The 16,783-nt window shown below is 66.9% G+C and carries 19 protein-coding genes; 8 read left to right on the forward strand and 11 right to left on the reverse strand.

Annotation, left to right across the window (positions count from 1 at the left end; all coding sequences use genetic code 11):
- The first annotated feature begins 39 nt into the window (after nucleotides 1-39).
- Both IP92_RS10370 and IP92_RS10375 read left to right on the forward strand, forming a co-directional pair.
- Nucleotides 40-1,266: a tetratricopeptide repeat protein gene (locus IP92_RS10370; RefSeq protein WP_145874462.1), complete on the forward strand. Its 1,227-nt coding sequence runs from the start codon at nucleotides 40-42 to the stop codon at nucleotides 1,264-1,266.
- 77 nt (nucleotides 1,267-1,343) lie between these two features.
- On the forward strand, nucleotides 1,344-2,210 hold the full coding sequence (locus IP92_RS10375; RefSeq protein WP_145874463.1) for an alpha/beta hydrolase: 867 nt from the start codon (nucleotides 1,344-1,346) through the stop codon (nucleotides 2,208-2,210).
- An 82-nt stretch (nucleotides 2,211-2,292) separates the two neighbouring features.
- On the opposite strand, the gene IP92_RS10380 is transcribed toward IP92_RS10375, so the two are convergent.
- The 3 genes from IP92_RS10380 to infA form a co-directional block, all read right to left on the reverse strand.
- The gene (locus IP92_RS10380; protein ID WP_145874464.1) at nucleotides 2,293-3,996 is read right to left on the reverse strand and encodes an SWIM zinc finger family protein; all 1,704 of its coding nucleotides are present in this window, start codon (nucleotides 3,994-3,996) and stop codon (nucleotides 2,293-2,295) included.
- 96 nt (nucleotides 3,997-4,092) lie between these two features.
- Complete coding sequence (locus tag IP92_RS10385; RefSeq protein WP_145874465.1) at nucleotides 4,093-4,665, reverse strand: RNA 2'-phosphotransferase; 573 nt, start codon at nucleotides 4,663-4,665, stop codon at nucleotides 4,093-4,095.
- Between the two features lie 182 nt (nucleotides 4,666-4,847).
- Nucleotides 4,848-5,111, reverse strand: coding sequence for a translation initiation factor IF-1 (gene infA, locus IP92_RS10390; RefSeq protein ID WP_145874466.1), 264 nt, complete (start codon nucleotides 5,109-5,111; stop codon nucleotides 4,848-4,850).
- 495 nt (nucleotides 5,112-5,606) lie between these two features.
- Between infA and IP92_RS10395 the strand changes: the two genes are divergently transcribed.
- The 3 genes from IP92_RS10395 to IP92_RS10405 all read left to right on the forward strand — a co-directional run bounded on the left by IP92_RS10395 (nucleotide 5,607) and on the right by IP92_RS10405 (nucleotide 6,814).
- Nucleotides 5,607-6,044, forward strand: coding sequence for a hypothetical protein (locus IP92_RS10395; protein ID WP_145874467.1), 438 nt, complete (start codon nucleotides 5,607-5,609; stop codon nucleotides 6,042-6,044).
- Nucleotides 6,045-6,047: 3 nt separating this feature from the next.
- Nucleotides 6,048-6,392, forward strand: coding sequence for a hypothetical protein (locus IP92_RS10400; RefSeq protein WP_145874468.1), 345 nt, complete (start codon nucleotides 6,048-6,050; stop codon nucleotides 6,390-6,392).
- A gap of 62 nt (nucleotides 6,393-6,454) precedes the next feature.
- Nucleotides 6,455-6,814 carry a hypothetical protein gene (locus IP92_RS10405; RefSeq protein ID WP_145874469.1) on the forward strand — a complete coding sequence of 120 codons (360 nt, stop codon included), beginning with the start codon at nucleotides 6,455-6,457 and terminating at the stop codon, nucleotides 6,812-6,814.
- 9 nt (nucleotides 6,815-6,823) lie between these two features.
- Here the strand turns inward: IP92_RS10405 and IP92_RS10410 are convergent, their stop codons facing one another.
- A complete protein-coding gene (locus tag IP92_RS10410) occupies nucleotides 6,824-7,315 on the reverse strand; it encodes a DNA-deoxyinosine glycosylase (RefSeq protein ID WP_145874470.1) in 492 nt (163 codons plus the stop codon).
- Nucleotides 7,316-7,391: 76 nt separating this feature from the next.
- Between IP92_RS10410 and IP92_RS10415 the strand changes: the two genes are divergently transcribed.
- Entirely contained in the window at nucleotides 7,392-7,832 is a 441-nt protein-coding gene (locus IP92_RS10415) for an Mpo1 family 2-hydroxy fatty acid dioxygenase (RefSeq protein WP_229418715.1), read from the forward strand.
- Nucleotides 7,833-7,850: 18 nt separating this feature from the next.
- Here the strand turns inward: IP92_RS10415 and IP92_RS30640 are convergent, their stop codons facing one another.
- The gene (locus IP92_RS30640) at nucleotides 7,851-7,976 is read right to left on the reverse strand and encodes a hypothetical protein (RefSeq protein WP_260070870.1); all 126 of its coding nucleotides are present in this window, start codon (nucleotides 7,974-7,976) and stop codon (nucleotides 7,851-7,853) included.
- Nucleotides 7,977-8,142: 166 nt separating this feature from the next.
- On the opposite strand from IP92_RS30640, the gene IP92_RS10420 reads away from it, so the two are divergent.
- Entirely contained in the window at nucleotides 8,143-9,093 is a 951-nt protein-coding gene (locus IP92_RS10420; RefSeq protein ID WP_145874472.1) for a DMT family transporter, read from the forward strand.
- Nucleotides 9,090-9,575: a GNAT family N-acetyltransferase gene (locus tag IP92_RS10425; protein ID WP_145874473.1), complete on the forward strand. Its 486-nt coding sequence runs from the start codon at nucleotides 9,090-9,092 to the stop codon at nucleotides 9,573-9,575. The genes IP92_RS10420 and IP92_RS10425 overlap by 4 nt, the downstream gene beginning before the upstream one ends.
- Before the next feature lie 139 nt (nucleotides 9,576-9,714).
- On the opposite strand, the gene IP92_RS10430 is transcribed toward IP92_RS10425, so the two are convergent.
- The 6 genes from IP92_RS10430 to hutH are packed head-to-tail and all read right to left on the reverse strand — an operon-like array spanning nucleotide 9,715 to nucleotide 16,781.
- Nucleotides 9,715-11,187 (reverse strand): ABC transporter permease/substrate-binding protein, encoded by a 1,473-nt coding sequence (locus IP92_RS10430; protein WP_443094146.1) that lies wholly within the window; start codon nucleotides 11,185-11,187, stop codon nucleotides 9,715-9,717.
- 41 nt (nucleotides 11,188-11,228) lie between these two features.
- On the reverse strand, nucleotides 11,229-12,458 hold the full coding sequence (hutI, locus tag IP92_RS10435; RefSeq protein WP_145874474.1) for an imidazolonepropionase: 1,230 nt from the start codon (nucleotides 12,456-12,458) through the stop codon (nucleotides 11,229-11,231).
- A gap of 3 nt (nucleotides 12,459-12,461) precedes the next feature.
- Nucleotides 12,462-13,049, reverse strand: coding sequence for a HutD/Ves family protein (locus tag IP92_RS10440; protein WP_145874475.1), 588 nt, complete (start codon nucleotides 13,047-13,049; stop codon nucleotides 12,462-12,464).
- Nucleotides 13,046-14,428: a formimidoylglutamate deiminase gene (locus IP92_RS10445; RefSeq protein ID WP_145874476.1), complete on the reverse strand. Its 1,383-nt coding sequence runs from the start codon at nucleotides 14,426-14,428 to the stop codon at nucleotides 13,046-13,048. Before IP92_RS10445 ends, IP92_RS10440 begins: the two co-directional genes overlap by 4 nt.
- Nucleotides 14,425-15,213, reverse strand: coding sequence for an N-formylglutamate deformylase (gene hutG / locus IP92_RS10450; protein WP_145874869.1), 789 nt, complete (start codon nucleotides 15,211-15,213; stop codon nucleotides 14,425-14,427). Before hutG ends, IP92_RS10445 begins: the two co-directional genes overlap by 4 nt.
- A gap of 29 nt (nucleotides 15,214-15,242) precedes the next feature.
- Nucleotides 15,243-16,781, reverse strand: a complete 1,539-nt coding sequence (gene hutH / locus IP92_RS10455; RefSeq protein ID WP_145874477.1) for a histidine ammonia-lyase — start codon at nucleotides 16,779-16,781, stop codon at nucleotides 15,243-15,245.
- Nucleotides 16,782-16,783 lie beyond the last annotated feature (2 nt).

A 16,783-nucleotide genomic window follows, 5' to 3' on the forward strand; every position in this document is an offset into this window, starting at 1 on the left:
AGGTGGCGGGGAGGATACTGGCCTGTAAGGAGACATGCCATGAAGTATTCTTCCTTGTCCTCTTCCTTGCCCTCTTCATTGTCCCGTCGCGTACGGACGCTGGCCACGCTGGCGTTCGTCCTCATGCTGTCGGCCTGCGCCACGGCTCCGCAGGTCCAGGCCCCGCCCGCCGAGCTGTTTGCCGATGCGCTGTTCCAGCCCTCCGCCGAGCAGTTGAGCGCCGACCAGATCTTCGCGCTGACGCCTGCCATGAAGGCCTACACGGATGACGTGATGCGCCACCGCCGCGGCCGGGAAATCCGCCGCGCGCTGTTCGAAGCGCTGTACCAGCGCGACCAGCTGCAGCTCGAATACGATTCCGCCGTCACCCGCACGGCCGCGCAGGCGTTCGAGGCGCGCCAGGGCAATTGCCTGTCGCTCGTCATCATGACGGCGGCGCTGGCCAACGAGATGAACATCCCCGTCGTGTTCCAGAGCGTGCCCACCGAGGACACGTGGAGCCGCAGCGGCGAGATCTATTTCAACAGCGGCCACGTGAACCTGAAGCTGGGCCGCGCGCTGCGCGACGGCTTTTCCGGCTACGACCGCGAGAACTACACGATCATCGATTTCCAGCCGCCGCCCGAAGGCAAGCCCAGCGAGGGCAAGGCGATCGGCCGCGAGACGGTGGTGGCGATGTTCATGAACAACCGCGCGGCCGAGGCGCTGGCGCGCGGCAAGCTCGACGACGCGTACTGGTGGGCCCGCCGTGCCGTCCAGTCCGACCCCGACCTGCTGTACCCGTACAACACGCTGGCCGTCGTCTATCGCCGGCATGGCGATGCGGCGATGGCCGAGCGCACGCTGCGCTGGGCGCTGGCGCGCGAGCCGGACAGCACGATGGCGCTGTCGAACCTGGCGCAGCTGCTGGACGCGGCCGGCCGCAAGGACGAATCGCGCGTGGTGCGTGAAAAGCTGGCGCGCCTGCAACCGGTGACGCCGTTCTACTACTTCAACCTGGGCAAGACGGCCATGCAGCTGGGCGACTACCGCCGCGCCCGCATCCTGTTCGAGCGCGAGCTGCAACGCGACCCGAACTACCATGAATTCCACGCCTGGCTGGCCGCCGCCGATTTCTACCTGGGCGACATGGCCGGCGCCAACGAGCACATGACGAAGGCGATGGCGGCCAGCACGACGCGCGACGACTACGCGTTGTATGCCGCCAAGCTGGACCGCCTGCGTGCCTACCAGCCCAATCCGGCGGCTCACACAACGCGTCATTGAGCCCGGCCAGCAACGGTTATACCGGAAACGCAACAGCGTGCGCGCCGCGCCGCCGGGTTTGGCGGTAGACTGGCCTCATGAGTACATCGAGAAAAGTCGCAGCCACCGTCGGCGCGGTCGGCTTGCTGTGGGCCGGCATGGTGTCGATGATCGCCGCCGGGCAGCGCAAGCTGTTGTTCAACCCTACCCTGATCCGCGAGGTGCAAAGCCCGCGCAGCAGCGGCCACCGCACGCGCGCCGTCGTGCTGCGCGCCAACGACGGCACGCGCCTGGCCGGCTGGCTGATGACGCCGAACATGCCGGGGCCCCACCCGGCCGTCGTCTACTTCGGCGGCCGCTCCGAGGAAGTGTCGTGGGTCGTGCGCGATGCCGGCACCTTGTTCCCCGGCATGGCCGTGCTGGCGATGAATTACCGCGGCTATGGCGACTCACGCGGCGAGCCGGGCGAGGAGCACATGGTCGAGGATGGCTGCATGCTGTTCGACTGGCTATGCGGGCGCCGCAACGTCGACCCGAAACGGGTGGCCGTCGTCGGCCGCAGCCTCGGTTCCGGCGTGGCCGTGCAGGTGGCGAAGGAAAGGCCGGCGCAGTCGGTGGTGCTGATCACGCCGTACGATTCGATCCTCGCGCTGGCGCAACGCCGCTTCAAGGGCGTGCCCGTCAGCTACCTGCTGCGGCACCGCTTCGAATCGATCAAGTATGCGTCGCTGCTGTCCGCACCAACGTATGTGCTGCGCGCCGCGACGGACGACGTGGTGCCGCATGCCCACACGGACCAGCTGGTGGCGAAGCTCACGCGCGTGCACCTGGACGAGACGATCCCCGCCTCGGACCACATGAACATCCCTTACCTGCCCGCCACGCAGCAGAAGATCGCGCAATTCCTGACGCTGCAGTTCACCTTGGCGCAGCCGCTGCCGGACGATACGCCGACCGCGGCATAGGCCGAGACGGCGTTATCGAGCAACGTAATCGGGCAACGTAAATCCGACAACGTAGTTCGGCAGCGCGGCCAGGGCGGCGCGATCAAGGCAGCGAGTCCAGCAGCTTGATGAAGTTGCGCTTGCGCTGGTATTCGTTGCGCAGGAACTGGACGTATTGCGCGCCTTCGTCGGCGCGCCCCATCGACGCCAGCAGGGCCAGGATGCGCTGCACGTAACCGAACGCGCTCGCGTACACGGGCTGCATGATGTCCAGACGCTGTTCCATCGCCAGGCGAATGAGGCGGCGGTAGCAGGCGAACGCATCGTCCGGCCAGATGGGCTCCAGTGCCTCGGCAAGCCGCTGCAACGGCTCCGCCTCGCAGTGGCCGGCAAGCGCGTGTTGCCACGCCAGGTCGATATCGTTCTCCCACAGTGCGATTTCCACATGCACCGTGCGTGACTCCGTTTCCCGTCGCTTCACGTAACGCTCGACCGCCTGCCACGCCCGCTTGCGTGCGGCCGGCCATTGGCCCGCCGCCTGCGCTGCGGCCACCACCTCCTGGTACCCGTGCAGCGTCGGTCCGACCTCCAGTTGCTCCAGCCGGATATCGATGGCCTGCTCACCGCGCCCGTGCGCCAGGTGATCGGCGACGAGGATGTCGCACAGGCCCCAGTCGCGATCGAGCGGAAACGCGCGCATGCCGCGCCGCACCCACTCGACCGCCTCGGCGCCGCGGCCTGCGTCCCACAGCGCGCTGGCGATCACCCGGTAGCGATAAAGCGTGCCGAGATCGCGCGACAGCACCTGCACCTTCAGGTCGATGTCGTCGGCGGCCAGCGCTTCCATCACGTGCACGATGGCATCCGCCCGCGCATCCCGGCCGCGCAGCGGCAACTTGCGCCAGGCGGCCATGGCCACTTCGCGATAGCGCTGCCGCCCCGCTTCGCCAAGCGCCTGCGCATAGTTGTCCGGGCTGAAGTCCCACAAGCCCATGCCCGAACGTACCGCCAGTTCGAACAGGCGCTCGGCCAGCACGACCGGATCGGGACGGGCCAGCGTGCAGGCGTCCCGGTGCGCGCGGCCGATCTGGAGCAGTAGATCGCCGACCTCGCCGCCGGAATCGTCGACACGTTCCAACGCGTCCTCGACACGCTCGAACGCGTATTCGAGCAGGCCGACGAGCGCCGGCGCGGTAGCCGGCGTGCGCAGTTGCTCGAGCTTGCCGAGCATCCGCTCGATCGCGCGCCCGCATTCCCCGGCCTCGTGCTGCGGCACCCATTCGGGCAGGTCCGTCACCTCGTCGATCAGTTTGCGCACGTACGCCTCGTCGAATTCGCGCGGCGTGGATTGCGCGACCAGCGCCGCGTACAGGCGCCGGTCGTCGCGGGCGGCCCGCAGCAGCAGGTCGGCCAACGTGTCGGCATCCAGGCCACGCAGATAGCGGTCGAGCTCGATCCAATCCTCGTCGGCCGCACTTTTCCTCGTGCGCTTGCGCACCGGCGCGGGCTGCGCCGGCATCGCTGTCGGGGCACCGATCGCGGCGAGCCCCACGGCGACAAAGTGCTTGCAGTAAGTGGAGCGCTGCGCCGCGTGCGGGCAGCTGCATGCGAAATGCAGCGCCTTGTCGCGCACCCACACGCACACGTCGTAATCGGTGGAGCCCTGCACGGTGGCCCTGATGCGGTCACCCGCGCAATCGAGCTTGCGCACGGCGCCGGCTGCGACGTATTCCTCGCCGCGCGTGAAGGAGGCATTCCCGGCCAAGTTGCGCAGCGTGGCGGGCGTGATCAGGTCGTGAATGTTCATGGCTGGCGGGGCTTACGGTTCAGCTGACAGTTTATCGGCCGCCTCCCCGGATGGAAGGAAAATCGTACATGAGGCCGCCTCGTGGACGGCCGTCGCTCACGCTCGCGAAATGGGAAATGCGATGAAGCGCGCGGGCACGGCATCCGTCAGCCACACGCCGTTGTCGGCCCGGTAGAACAGGTGGCCCAGCGCATGCATCGCTGCCGCCTGGATCGTCAGCACGACCGGAACGCCATAGCGCGTGCCGACCTTTACGGCCGTATCGATATCGGTGGACAGGTGCACGTGCCGCCGCGCACCGGGGCGCAGACCGGCTTGGCGGATCGACGTGACGAAGCGGCTGGCGGTGCCGTGGTACAGCACGTCCGGCGGCGTTTGCGGCTGCAGCGCCAGGTCGACAGAGCGCAGCGAATGGCCCTGGCTCGCGCGAATGCGCAAGCCGTCGTCGCTGAATGCGAAGCGCTGCTTGTCGTTCGTCGCGACGACGTCGCGCAACAGGTCGAGGGTGAGCGGCGTGCCGTGCCGCGCGGCCTTCTCCAGCAGTTCGGCCACGTCGGCCCAGCCGTTGCCGTCCAGCGCCAGCCCGATCGTGTCCGGCGCATGGCGCAGGATCAGCGACAGGAAGCGGCTGATGCGTTCGTGGTGTCTGGCGTGGTTGGCAGCGCGCATGGTGCCCGCGATGATAGCCGATCGCCGTGCGTGCGGGCGGCGCGCAAGCCGGCGCTCGAGACCGTCAGCTTGACGCTTCGCTCAGGCTTGTCGTGCCAGGGATTCCCGGCAGTCGGGGTTGGCACCGGCGACCGTGCGCATGTCTTGGTGCGATGCGCGCGGTGTCGCCGGCAGGCGCGCCGTCAGCGGCGGCGCTGGTACTGGTTCGTGGGAGCCGGTCCGCGCTTCTCGAGGTGGCGGAACGTGATGCGGCCCTTGTTCAGGTCGTAAGGTGACATCTCCAGCGTGACCCGGTCGCCAGCGATGATACGGATGTGGTTTTTCTTCATTTTGCCGGAAGTGTAAGCCACCAGTTGGTGACCATTGTCGAGGTCGACGCGGAAGCGCATTTCCGGCAAGATTTCCGTGACGAGACCATTCATTTCAATCAGCTCTTCTTTAGCCATATTCCCTTTCGTGAGGTGCCCGCGGATCGGGGCGAGTACTGCAGGTGAGGACGAATCGGTGAAAAAAAAGCCCGCTACTGCGGGCTTCGTTTCAATGTGATACCAAATGCTTCATTCGCGGTTTCAGCCCATGCTATCTGCGTGGTGCGAAACTTCGGGGCGCCCGCGCTATCTGCACGGTGCGGCCGACGTGTAATCCGACAAAGTCTGGAATGACAACCCTCGTGGACATCTCATCGCGTCACGGCCTTACACCTGCCTGTTCGCGTCGCCCGGAGGGGTCGGTGGGATCGTTTGGGATCTCATCGACAGGAAGGAGTATAGCACAGGTTCTTTGTGCGGCGCACAAATCCGTTATAACGTCCTTTCGACGCGTGGCTGTGTGGACACAGATTTTACGTACCTTACATGTTTTACTGGGCAGGTGAGATTTGGATAGTTTCCTCAATACATCAACAGTGTATATTCTCGCCAGTTTCCACTGCGTTCGCATCCATGTTCAAGATACTCCTTCCGGTTTCTCTCGCAGCCCTCCTGTTGGCGGGCTGCGCGGCCAACGTCCCCCTGCAGCGCGACCAGATCGGCCGCATCGGCGCTGATACGACGCCCGATCAGCTGAACAGCATCTTCGGCAAGGCAACCGTGTCGGCCGAATACGATTTCGAATCGCATGCCCGGCAGTACCGCGCTCGTCATTTTTCGCTGCAGACGGGCTCCACGCAGACCTCGACGATGGTCTGTACACCGACGTGCATTCCGATCTTCGTCACCGTTCCGGTCCTGTCGCAATATGTGGTCGTGCAAGAACAGCCTTCGTTGAAACTGCTCGGCTGGGGGACGATCGAAGAGTTGAGCAAGAGCCCGGACGATAGGGTCGCGTCCGTGATGCCCGACCTGAAAAAGGCCTGGGAACAAAAGATGCGGACGAAATAACCGATGCGTAAGCTGATCCTCTCGCTCGCCGCCGTTGCGGCCCTCTGCGCATGCGGCGCACCTCGGATTCATCAATCCCAACTGGCGGCCCTGGACAAGGGGCTGACTCCAACGGAAGTTGTCGCCCTGCTCAAGCTACCGCCCGCCGGTGTTCTCCACGCACAGGCGGATGGGCGCGCCTTCCAGTTCTACCAGTACCAGATGAACAACGGCCTGCAAACGGACCGCTACCTGATCGCCTTCGAGGGCGGGAAACTGGTGTACTGGGGCTACCTGGACGAATTTCGCAAGCACCCGGACAAGGCGTTAGCGGCGGCGGCCGGGCAAGCTGCTCGCGCTGGTTCCTGAGCCCGTATCAAGCGGAGCCCGCCGCCTATACTGCTTCTTTCACGGTAAGAAAAACGAGACGAATGACCATGGACACGGCCGAAGACAAATTTGCTCAAGCGCAACAGGAAAGCCACACGCCAACTCGAGGATTCTTCGAAAAATTCGTGCGCGGCGAATTCGGGCTTGCGAAGACGTACTGGCTTGGCGCTGCCGTACCGACGGGCATCGTTGGGATAGCGATCCGCCATGCCTCTTCCGCTACGCTCGCCTTCTGGCTCGGCGCGCTATTCGTGTGTTATCAATTTTTATTGGTGAAAGCGCTGTGGAACGCTGGAACACGATACGAAGGGTCGCGCATCTGGCCCGGCCTCGCGCTGTTGATGGTAATCGGTGGTCTGGTCCGTAACTTCGGCGCTGTGCTGGATCTGGCAAGGCTCTGACGAGCCCCATCAGCCGGTCAAGCGCCGCCACGTCTCCAGCTTCCCCTCGAACGTCATCCCCGCATTCGCCGGCGACGACGACGGCAACACCACCGTCCGATACCCACGCTCGGCGAACTGCGGCGCGAACTTGCCGGACGCCTGCCCATTGAACCCGACTACCTCGAGTCGCGGGCACAGCAGCCGCAGCCGTTCGAAATCATTGGCGGCGGGATTGCGGATCGCCGAGTCGAGGCTCCCTTCCCGCTCGCACGCTCCCAGTACATCCCATAACCCGATGCCATGCGCCAGCACCCGGGGTAGCCGGTCGGCATACGGCAGCGCCGCCAGGTCCTCGCCGACCAGCGCCGACACGAGGCGCCAGAAATGATTGCGCGGATGGGCGTAGTACTGCTGGGCGGCCAGCGATGCCGCGCCGGGAAAGCTGCCGAGGACGAGGATGCGGGTGTTGGTGTCGAGGACGGGAGCCAGGCCCGTCAGCGTTGCGGAAGGTGTGACCATGCGCCAAATTGTAGCGGCTGCGGGTAGAATCGGCAGGCACCCGACTCGACAAGAACCCACAATAGCGGAGGCGAACGTGGAACCACACTCCCGCACCATCGACATCCTGCTGGCGCAATACAGCGAAAGCCACCGGAATCCGACCAACGAGTTGATCCATTTCATCTGCGTGCCCGTCATCGTGCTGTCGCTGCTCGGTATGCTGTGGTGGGTGCATCCGCTGCTGGCCGTGGCGGTAGTCGTGGCCAGCCTGGCGTATTACTGGAAGCTGTCGCGGCCGTTCGCGGCCGGGATGCTCGTGATGGCGCTGGTGATGCTGGGGATTATCGCGGCGCTGCCGCCGATCGCCGTGCTGCCGCTGTGTATCGTGATCTTCGTGCTGGCCTGGGCGGGCCAGTTCATCGGCCACATGATCGAGGGGAAGAAGCCGTCGTTCCTGGACGACCTGCGCTTCCTGCTGATCGGGCCGCTGTTCGTGCTGAGTTTCCTGTACCGCCGGTTCCATCTCGCCTACTGAGGCCTACCGGCCGGGCGCTCACAACGGCGCGGCGAGCCGCAGAATCACCGGCAGCTCGCCGTCGCTGCCCATCACGAGCGTCATCATCAGCACGGCCACGTAGCCCAGCAGCGACGCCACCTTCCATTGCAAAGTCCTGTTCATCGCCTGTCCTTTCAGAGAAGTCTTTGCATCTTAATTGCCGAATTGGCAAAGTTCGATCAACTGTCGTACCGATTGAGACGAATCAAGTTGCGCGGGCGTGACAGCAACGGTGCTCAACAGCAAGATGCTCTAGGGCAAGCTCGGCAAAGCCACGTATACTGCGGCGATGCCTTCTCCCGTTCTCTTCGTCATCGCCTGCCTGATCTGGGGTTCCACGTTCTGGGCCATCACCTTGCAGTTGGGCGACGTGCCGCCCGCCGCCTCCGTCGTCTACCGTTTCGCGCTGGCGTCGGCTGTGCTGTTCGCGTGGTGCAAACTGCGCGGCGACCGCCTGCGCCTGCCGTGGCGCGCGCAATGCTGGACGATCGCGCAGGGCTGCGCCACGTTCGGCCTCAGCTACATCTGCACTTACACGTCCGAGCAATACCTCGTGTCGGCGCTGGTCGCCGTGCTGTTCGCGCTGATGGTGTTCTGGAACCCGATCTTGAACCGCCTGGTCCTCGGCACGCCGCTGTCGTGGCGCACGTGGGCGGCCGGCAGCGTGGCCGTCGTCGGCGTGATCCTGCTGTTCTCGCAATCGATCGGCCACGCCGTGCGCGAGATCCTTGCCGGCGGCGAAGGGCACTTCCTGCTCGGCCTCGTCACGGCGCTCGTTGCGACGGTCGCCAGCTCGGCGGGCAACGTGATGGTGGTGAAGGTGCGCGAGCAGTCGTCCAATGTGTTGCTGACGATGGCGTGGGGCATGCTGTGGGGCGCGCTGCTCGTGGCCCTGTGGACCATCGTTTCGGGCCAGCGCTTCGTGCTGCCGACGGCGCCGCGCTACTGGGCCGGCCTGCTGTACCTGGCCTTCTTCGGCTCCGTCATCGCGTTCGCGTGCTACTTCACGCTGATCGACCGGATCGGCTCGGGCAAGGCCGTCTACATCGGCGTCGTCACGCCCGTGATCTCCGTGCTGTTGTCGATCCGCCTCGAAAACTTCCGGCCAGGCGTCATCGAATGCGTGGGCATGCTACTGTGCCTGTCCAGCGTTGCCTGGGCACTGGCAGGGCCGGCACGGCCGGCGCCTGCGCCGCGTGCGCTCGAACCCGAACTTGACTTGTTGAAGAAAGCCTCATGACCGCACTGACGATCCGCCCTGCCCGCCCCGACGACGTTGCCGCCATCTTCGCGATGATCCGCGAACTGGCCGTCTTTGAAAAACTCGAACACATGGTCGTTGCCGAATCGCCGCTGCTGCACGATGCGCTGTTCGGTGCGCGGCCTTCGTGCGAGGCGATCGTCGGCGAAGAGGACAATGGCGAAGTCGTGACGTTCGCGCTGTTCTTCCATAACTTCTCCACCTTCCTGTGCCGCAAGGGCCTGTACCTGGAAGACCTGTACGTGAAGCAGAGCCGCCGCGGCAAGGGCTATGGCAAAGAGATGCTGGCGGCGCTGGCCGCCCTGGCCGTCGAACGCCAGTGCGGCCGCTTCGAGTGGTCGGTGCTGGACTGGAACGCCAATGCGATCGCGTTCTACGAGAAGATGGGTGCGACGGTGCTGCCGGACTGGCGCATCTGCCGTGTCACCGGCGACGCGCTGACGGCGCTCGCCAAAGGCTGAAAAAAATCCACGCCGCGAACGGCGTGGACTGGAACCCAGTGTTAGTTGGGAGGGGAGATGAATCAACGGATTCAATATAGTCCTCCCGCTCGACCGTTCGACTGCCTTTTACAAATGCTTACCTGCTGTCAGCGCTTGCTTACATGCGTTGCAGGACGGTAAAGCGCCGCTCCACCAATTCAAACAAGCCTTGCGTCAACAGCGCCAGCGCGGCGGCGGGCAGCGCGCCCGCCAGCAGCAGCGTGTTGTCGTTCAACGCGAGGCCCGTCGTGATCCGCTCGCCGTAGCCGCCGGCCCCGATGAACGCGGCGATCGTCGCCGTGCCCACGCTGGTCACGGCGGCCGTCTTCACGCCGGCCAGGATCACGGGCATCGCGAGCGGCAGGTCGACGTGGCGCAGGCGCTGGCCCGGCGTCAGTCCGAGCGCCAGCGCGGCCTGGCGCAGGCCGGCCGGCACGCCCAGCATGCCCGTGCACGTATTGCGCACGACGGGCAGCAATGCATACACGAACAATGCGATCAGCGCCGGCACCGTGCCGATCGTCCCCAACAGCGGTATCAGGATCGCCAGCAGCGCCAGCGACGGCACCGTCTGCAGCATGCCCGTCAGCGCCAGCACCGGTTGGCGCAGCGGCGGCTTGAACGCGGCGACGATGCCGAGCGGGATGCCGGCCACGCACGCGAGCAGCACGGACAGCACCACCAGCAGCACGTGCTGGCCCGTCAGCCTGGCGAAGTCGGCGCCGAACAGCGCGCCGGCCAAGGTGGTGCGCTGCGGTGCCGTGGGCGCCTGCGCCCCGCCTTGTCCCTTGCTCTGCAACCACTGCCGCGCCACCTGCGCGAACGGCTGCCCGTCCAGTTCCGCGGCCGCGTTCATCGCGATCATGTCGCGCTCGCCGATCCGCCCTTCCAGCTGAGCGATCGCGCGCCACGCTGCGGGGAATCTTTGCGGCGCGTCGAGGCGGTACAGCAGCACCGCGTCGTAGCGGGGAAAGTAGGCGCGGTCGTCGCGCAGCACCGTCAGGCCGTAGCGGGCGATCTTCGCGTCCGTCGAATAGATGTCGATCACGTCCACCTGCCGCGCCGCCAGCGCTTCGTAGGCGATGCCGTGATCCAGGCCGCGCGGCTGCTGCGGCAGCGCATAGCGGCGCGCCAGGCCCGGCCAGCCGTCGGCGCGGCCGATGAATTCGTGCGACAGGCCGAAATGCAGTTCCGGCTGGCGCGCCAGGTCGGACAAGGTGCGCAGCTGCGCATCGCCGCGCACGGCCAGCGCATAGGTGTTGTTGAAGCCGAGCGGCACCGCGACACCCAGGCCCTGCGCGGCCAGCTCGCGGCGGATCTGCTCGAGGCTTGAAGGTTGTGTGTGACGCAGGATCTCCTGGTCGATCGTGCCCACGTATTCCGGATAGACGTCGATCGCGCCGTTCTTCAGCGCGGCCAGCACGATCGCCGTGTTGCCGAGGCCCTGGCGGTGCTCGACCTTCACGTGCGGCGCGGCCGTCTGCGCGATCACTTCGGCGAGGATGTACGATTCCGTGAAACGCTTCGAGCCGACACGCAGTACGCCGTCATCCCGTACACCGTCATCCGCCCTGGCCGCCGCGGTAATCAGCAGAAGGAGCAGCAGCGGCAGCAGCGCCGCGACGAGCCCCCTCACGCGGCGACCAGCGGCGCGCGCCACTTCCCGCCGTTGACGACCGCGCAGCAAGGATTGAAGCCGATCGCGTAGCACAGGTCCGCCGGCCGGGCGATGCGCCACAGCGCGAAGTCGGCCCGCTTGCCCACCTCCAGCGTGCCGATCTCGCCGGCCAGGCCCAGCGCACGGGCCGCGTGCACCGTCGCACCGCGCAGCGCTTCCTGCGGCGTCAGGCGCCACAGCGTGCACGCCATGTTCAGCGCCAGCAGCAAGGACGTCAGCGGCGACGTGCCGGGGTTGTTGTCGGTGGCGACCGCCATCGGCACGCCGGCCGCGCGCAGTTTCGCGATGGGCGGCGGCGTGGTGTCGCGCAGGAAGTAGTACGCACCCGGCAGCAGCACGGCCACCGTGCCGGCCACTTTCATCGCGGCGATGCCCGCATCGGACAGGTGCTCCAGGTGATCGGCCGACAGCCCGCCATACCGCGCAACCAGCTCGGCGCCGCGCTGGTCGGACAGCTGCTCCGCGTGCAGCTTCACCGGCAGGCCATGCTGGCGGGCCGCGTCGAACACACGCTCCGTCTGGGCCGGCGTAAAACCAATGCGCTCGCAGAACGCATCGACAGCATCGACGAGGCCTTCCTCGGCCAGCGGCGCAATCATCGCGCAGACGGCATCGATGTACTCGTCCGCCCGCCCTGCGTAATCTGGCGGCAGCGCGTGCGCACCGAGGAAAGTGGTGGCGACACGCACCGGCAGCACGTCCGCCACGCGGCGCGCCACGCGCAGCATCTTCGCTTCCGATGCCAGGTCGAGGCCATAGCCGGACTTGATCTCCAGCGTGGTGACGCCTTCGGCCAGCAGCGCGGCGATGCGCGGCACGCTCTGGCGCAGCAGCGCTTCCTCGCTCGCGGCGCGTGTGGCGCGCACGGTGGACATGATGCCGCCGCCGGCGCGGGCGATGTCCTCGTAGGTGGCGCCGTTCAGGCGCGCTTCGAATTCGTCGCTGCGGTTGCCGGCGTGGACGATGTGCGTGTGGCAGTCGACGAGCCCCGGCGTCAGCCAGGCGCCGCCGCCATCGCGTTCCTCGTTGGCAGCGCCGTGCGCCGGCGCGTCCGCGGCCGGACCGAGCCAGGCGATGCGGCCGTCCCTGACCGCGATGGCACCGTCACGGATTTCGCCATAGCCTGTACCTTCGGCCAGCGTGGCCAGGTGCACGTTCGTGATCAGCAGGTCCCAGCCGCTCATGCGCTACTCGTCCTCGTCGGGGATGATGTCGACGACGAACACGGTGGCACGGGGCGCTTCCAGCGTCCACACCTCTTCGCGGTCGAGCACGACGGCGTCGTAGCGCACCATCGACATGCGCTCGCGCGAGCTGTAGACGGTCAGGCTTTCGCCTTCGGCGAGGAACAGGATCGTCAACGTGCTGCGCCGCTCCAGCGTGGAGAAGTCGTGCACCACGCGTCGTTCGACCTGGTGCGAGCAGCGCCCGCGCCGGGTCATCACGTTGAAGTCGATCGTGGGGCTGCCGTCGACGGTGGCGGAGACGGGCACTTCGCCGGGGAACGCGACGACCGGTTCCTTGTCCGACAGCGCCACCTTGCGCTCGTTGCCCACGTCCAGCACGACGTTGCCGCCGTCGACGAGCGACAGCGTGCGGTCGACGCCGGGGAACGTGGAGAACGGCCCGCTCTGGGCGATCGTCGCCAGGCTGATGCGGAAGTCGAAGTCGTCCATCGTGGCGCCGGGCGGCGACGCGAGGATCTCGGTCGTGCAACCGCCGCCATTTTTCCAGGGCGTTGGGTTCAGGCTTGCATACTGTATCAGCGTAGTCATGATCGCAGCTCACGCAGTTCGGCCAGCGTTTGAAGAAAGCGCGCGGCGATGGCCCGTTGCGCCACGTGCTCCCGGCCGCGGACCACCCAGCGCCCGCCGGCCAGAACGTCCTTCACCAGGTTGTCGTTGCCGCTGAAGATGAAACCATTCAGCAGCTCGGGCGGCGGCGCCACGTTCGGATGCGCGTCGTCCAGCACCAACAGGTCGGCATTGTAGCCCGGACGCAAGGCACCCACCTGCCGCCCCGCCGCCGCACCACCACCTTCGAGCGCGGCGCGCCACAGGAAGTCGCCGACGCGGCGCTCCGCCCTGCCGCCAGTATCGCCGGTGTGCGCCACCGCGACATTGCGCCGCTGTGTCGCCAGCCGCTGACCGTATTCGAGCCAGCGCAATTCCTCCACGGGGCTGGTCGACACATGGCTGTCGCTGCCGATGCCGAATCGCCCGCCCCGCTCCAGGAACGGGGGCAACGGGAACAGCCCGTCGCCCAGGTTCGCTTCCGTCGTCGGGCACAGGCCCGCTACCGCGCCGCTCGCCGCGATTGAATTGATCTCCGATTCATCCATGTGCGTTGCATGGACGAAACACCAGCGCGTATCGACCGCCAGATTATCGAACAGAAACCGTACCGGGCGGCGCCCGGTTTGGTCGAGGCATTGCCGCACCTCGGCCTGTTGCTCGGCGATATGGATGTGCACCGGCCGTTCCTTCGGCAACGCGTCCACCACCGCCCGGACCCCGTCCACCGACGCGGCGCGCAACGAGTGCGGCGCCACGCCCACTTCGACCATCGGCCCGCGCAACGGTTCCAGCGCCTGCACGATCGCCAGCACGTCGTCGGGCCCCGTGCGGAAACGCCGCTGCTGGTCGGACAGCGGCACGGCACCGAAGCCCGCGTAACTGTAGAGCACAGGCAGCATCGTGATGCCGATGCCGGCACTGCCGGCGGCGGCGATCACGCGGCGGGCCGTCTCGGCCACATCGGCGTATAACGCGCCATCGGGCGCGCGGTGCACATAATGGAATTCGCAGATCGACGTGTAGCCGTACCGCAGGCATTCGACGAACAGCTGGGCGGCGATCGCCTCCATCTGCTCGGGTGTGATGCCGAGTGCGAAGCGGTACATCAGGTCGCGCCAGGTCCAGAAGCTGTCCGGCCCTTCGCCGGCGATCTCGGTGAGGCCCGACAACGCGCGCTGGAAGCTGTGCGAGTGCAGGTTGATCATCCCCGGCAGCACGTAGCTGGCCTGCTCGATGCCCTGCGGCGGCGCGCTGTCCGCGGTCACTCCGGTGAAGCGCCCCGTATCGTCCCAGCGCAGCAGCACGTCGCGCCGCCAGCCGTCCGGCAGCAGCGCGTGGCGGGCGAACAGCGCGTTCATTGTCCTGCCCAGTCGGCGGCCGCGGCCAGCATCTGCCGCAGCAGCGGCTGCACGCGCTCGGCCAGGTCTTCGCGATAGGCGAACGGCGGCGCCTCGTCCATGTACGTGCTCTGGCACATCTCCAGCTGCAGCGCATGCACGCCCCGCTCCGGCTTGCCATAGAACCGCGTGATGTGGCCGCCCTTGAAGCGGCCGTTGACGGCGACCGTGTAGCGACCGTCCACCTGCGCCAGGGCCGTGACGATGTCCGTCAGCGCGCCATCGCAGCTGGCGCCGTCGGCCGTGCCGAAGTTCAGGTCCGGCAGCTTACCTTCGAAAAAGCGCGGCACGTGCGACGCGATCGAATGGGCTTCCCACAGCACCACCTTGCCGTGCACGTGCAGCAGGCGGTCCAGTTCCGCGCGCAGCCGGTCGTGGTACGGCTGCCAGTACAGCGCGAGCCGGCGCCGCACTTCCTCGTCGCCCGGTGCGCCACCCGGTGGGTACAGCGGTTCGCGGGCAAACGTATCGAGCGGGCACAGGCCCGTCGTATCCTGGCCCGGATACAGGTTGGTGTTCTCCGGCGGGCGGTTCAGGTCGATCACGTAACGCGACCAGCGCGCCGCCAGCGTCGAAGCGCCCAGGTCACGCAGGAAGCCGTACAGCTCGCGCAGGTGCCAGTCGGTATCGGCCAATACCCGCGCGGCGGGCGTCATCGTTGCCGCGATATCGTCCGGGATGTCGGTGCCCACGTGCGGCATCGACACCAGCAGCGGCAGCGTGCCCGGTCCGAAGTGATAGTCCATCCCGTGATAGTCCATGCGCCCTCCTTTGCTTATGGATGCAGCGCCGTGAACAGGCCGCGGCACGTTGCCGACAAGTCGCCGTCCAGCACCATCCGCTTGGCCGCTTCGATGTCCGGCGCGAAGTAGCGGTCGGCGTCGAAGAACGGCACCTTCTGGCGCAGCTGCGCATGCACGTGCTCCAGGTGCGGCGACGTCTTCAGCGGCCGGTGGAAGTCGATGCCCTGCGCCGCCGCCAGCAGCTCGATGCCGACGATGGCCGCGGTATTGTGCGCCATCTCGTCGAGACGGCGCGCCGCGAACGTGGCCATGCTGACGTGGTCTTCCTGGTTGGCGGACGTGGGCAGGCTGTCCACGCTGGCCGGATGCGCCAGCGACTTGTTTTCCGAAGCCAGCGCGGCAGCCGTCACGTGCGCGATCATGAAGCCGGAGTTGACGCCCGGCTCGCGCACGAGGAATGGCGGCAGGCCGGACAAGGTGGCGTCGATCAAGAGGGCGATGCGGCGCTCGGCGATGCTGCCGATTTCCGCGATCGCCAGCGCCAGCGTATCGGCCGCGAAGGCCACCGGCTCCGCGTGGAAGTTCCCGCCCGAGACGATGGCCACGTCGTCGCCATCGCGGAACAGCAGCGGGTTGTCGGTGACGGCATTCGACTCGATCAGCAGGGTACGCGCGGCGTTGCCGATCAGGTCCATGCACGCGCCCATCACCTGCGGCTGGCAGCGCAGGCAGTACGGGTCCTGCACTCGCTCATCGCCGACCAGGTGGGAAGCGCGGATCGCGCTGCCGGCCACTAGCTGGCGGTAGATCGCCGCGGCGGCGATCTGGCCCGGCTGGCCGCGCACCTCGTGCACGCGGGCGTCGAACGGCGAGTCGCTGCCCTTGGCCGCGTCCAGCGACAGCGAACCCGTCACCATTGCCGCCTCCATCAGCCGCTCGGCCATGAACAAGCCGTGCAGCGCCAGCGCCGTCGACGCCTGGGTGCCGTTGATCAGCGCCAGCCCTTCCTTCGGCGCCAGGGTGACGGGCGCGATGCCGGCCGCCTGCAACGCGTCGGCCGCCTGCATCAACTCGCCCTTTACGCGCACTGCGCCGACGCCGAGGATCGCCAGCGTCATGTGCGCCAGCGGCGCCAGGTCGCCGGATGCGCCCACCGATCCCTTCACGGGGATGGCCGGCATGATGTCCGCGTTGTACAGCGCGATCAACGTGTCGATGACGAGCGCGCGGATGCCGGAATAGCCGCGGGCCAGGCTGCCGATTTTCGTCAGCAGCAACAGGCGCACGACGTGGTCGGGCATCAGGTCGCCCGTGCCGACGGAATGCGACAGGATCAGGTTGCGCTGCAGTTGCTCCAGCTTGTCGTCCGGGATGCGCGTCTTGGCCAGCAGGCCGAAGCCCGTGTTGATGCCGTACGCCGCGTCGCCCTTGTGCACGATCGCCTGCACGGCCTGGGCCGACGCGTCGATGTGGGCGTACGCTTCGGCAGCCAGGGTGATGCGGCCGGGTGCCGTCCACGCGGCGCGCAGTTCGGCCAAGGTCAGCTTGCCGGGTTTCAGAGTCAGATTCATCG

The organism is Pseudoduganella flava, assembly GCF_007830495.1.
Classification (GTDB): Bacteria; Pseudomonadota; Gammaproteobacteria; order Burkholderiales; family Burkholderiaceae_D; genus Rugamonas; species Rugamonas flava.